The organism is Mesorhizobium sp. M7A.F.Ca.US.006.04.2.1 (assembly GCF_004022915.1).
Taxonomy (GTDB): domain Bacteria; phylum Pseudomonadota; class Alphaproteobacteria; order Rhizobiales; family Rhizobiaceae; genus Mesorhizobium; species Mesorhizobium ciceri.
This window is the reverse complement of record NZ_RZQA01001014.1, coordinates 1-2,009: the sequence shown is the minus strand read 5'-3', so window position 1 is coordinate 2,009 and position 2,009 is coordinate 1. Positions and strand designations below refer to the sequence as shown.

At 58.8% G+C, this 2,009-nt stretch carries 2 protein-coding genes; both read left to right on the top strand.

Features of this window, described 5'->3' with window-relative positions; translation table 11 throughout:
• The first annotated feature begins 145 nt into the window (after window positions 1-145).
• Window positions 146-1,318, top strand: coding sequence for a TadE/TadG family type IV pilus assembly protein (locus EN925_RS33550; RefSeq protein ID WP_024504099.1), 1,173 nt, complete (start codon window positions 146-148; stop codon window positions 1,316-1,318).
• A gap of 108 nt (window positions 1,319-1,426) precedes the next feature.
• Window positions 1,427-1,798, top strand: coding sequence for an endonuclease domain-containing protein (locus EN925_RS33545; RefSeq protein ID WP_127369712.1), 372 nt, complete (start codon window positions 1,427-1,429; stop codon window positions 1,796-1,798).
• Window positions 1,799-2,009: the final 211 nt, after the last annotated feature.

The following is a 2,009-nucleotide window of genomic DNA, read 5'->3' as shown; positions in this document are numbered from 1 at the left end:
GCCTTTGCCGGAGCAGGCAGCACGGGCGCCTGTCGCTTTTTTCGCGCTTTTCGCGAAAAATCTATAAATTTTAACCAAGCCCGTTAGAGCATAATTTGCGAACGGGATGTTAGCGGAGGGAAATATCTGATGTAAGGACGAAGGCATGCGGGGGCTTGCAGGCAGTTTTATCGAGTCGCGGAGCGGCTCGTTCGCACCGATACTCATTCTTGCCATGATACCGTTGATCACGGCGATCGGCTTTTCCGTCGACTACACCTCCGCTGTCCAGACCAGGTCGACCGAGCAGGCGGCACTCGACGCCGCGATCCTGTCGATCACCACGATGGATACGGCCTCGACGAAGCCGCAGCGCCAGGTGGCGATGCAGGCTTCCTACGTGGCCAATGGTGGACAGGGCACCGCGACGCTGAACAGCTTCGACGTCAGCGCCAACGGCACCGCCACCGCGCAGGCCTCGGCAAGTTTCGCCATGCCGACCGTGTTCATGCAGATCGCCAGGATTCCCACGGTAACGGTCGGCGTCGCGTCGGCGGTGAGCAAGACGCCGGCGCTGGTCGAAGCTACGTTCAATGTCGATCACGTTTCGGGCTACTGGAACAAGACCATGACTCTGTACGGCCTTCCCTACGGTTGGACCTCCACGACCACGCCGACGGCCATGATGAAGGCCAACTATAACTACAAAGCGTATAGTTATTCCTATACGAGCGGTGGTAAGACCTATACCGCTGCCGAGCCGAAAGGTTACGGGACGACAACTATTACCACGGGACCAACCGATACGCTGGTTCAGACCCAACTGTGCACGACAGTAGGATCAACAACCGATTTCACGGCCACTGCGGGAGTTTACAAAAGCACCGCGGTGGCAAAAAGCGGAAAAACGAACGGCTCCACCGTCTATTTCAAGACGACGTGCGCGACCACGAATTCCGCCGGAAACAGCAGTGGCGCAACAATCAACGTGAGCACGATGGACAAGCTCTATCTGCAGATGGATGTGCCGTCCGGGCCGGTCAACCCGCTCAGGTCGAACAATACAGACACGTCGAACCGGCTCTACCTCGGCGCCGGGTACAGCACCGCGGCACAAAAGGCCCTGAACCCTTCCAAATACCTCCCCGTCGAGGTTGCCAGCAACACGGTCGTCGACATCTTCGCCGTGGTGCCCTGCAGCGAGACCAGCGATCAGGCATGGGAAGACGGCGGCAACAATCCTCCACTGCCAGACGTTACGAACGCCGACTTCTTCTACAGCGTGATGGGCAAGTGCGACTTCAACAAGCGACCGTCCGACACACTGCTGACGCAGTAGATGCTGCTCCTCTTGCCTTCTCCCCTTGCGGGAGAAGGTGGATCGGCGCGTAGCGCCGAGACGGATGAGGGGTGCTGGACGGAGCGCAATAGCCGGCTAATCTAAGCCATGCCGCATCAACCTGTCCCGCCAGCCAAACGAAGCTTCGCCCGTTCGCTCCGGTGTGTAATGACGGAAGCGGAAGACCGGCTGTGGCATGAACTGCGCGACCGCAGGCTCGACCGGATAAAATTTCGGCGCCAGGTTCCCATTGGAAAGTACATTGCTGATTTCGTCTGCTTCGAAGCACGCTTGGTCGTCGAGATCGATGGCAGCCAGCATGCGGAGTTGGAGTCTGACCGCGTCCGCAAAACTCACCTGGAAGAGAAAGGCTTTCGCATTTTGCGCTTTTGGAACGATGACGTTCTGAAAGACATGAACGCCGTTTGCGATACCATCATCGCCTATGTACGGGATACCAGCCTACAGCCTTGGCGGTAGGGGCGCGTTCTTCCCTTCTCCCCCTGTGGGAGAAGGTGGATCGGCGCGTAGCGCCGAGACGGATGAGGGGTGTTCCAGCGGAGTGAGACGTTGGCTTTCCCTGGAACACCCCTCATCCGTCGCCTGCGGCGACACCTTCTCCCACAGGGGGAGAAGGGAAGAACGCCTGCGGCCCGATCACAAACCGGTGAGCGCTGTAACGAAGGCGCCG

Bases quoted from the DNA above. Each gene is read 5' to 3' on its own strand.
- EN925_RS33550 (WP_024504099.1), top strand. From the start codon at position 146: ATGCGGGGGCTTGCAGGCAGTTTTATCGAGTCGCGGAGCGGCTCGTTC.
- EN925_RS33545 (WP_127369712.1), top strand. From the start codon at position 1,427: ATGCCGCATCAACCTGTCCCGCCAGCCAAACGAAGCTTCGCCCGTTCG.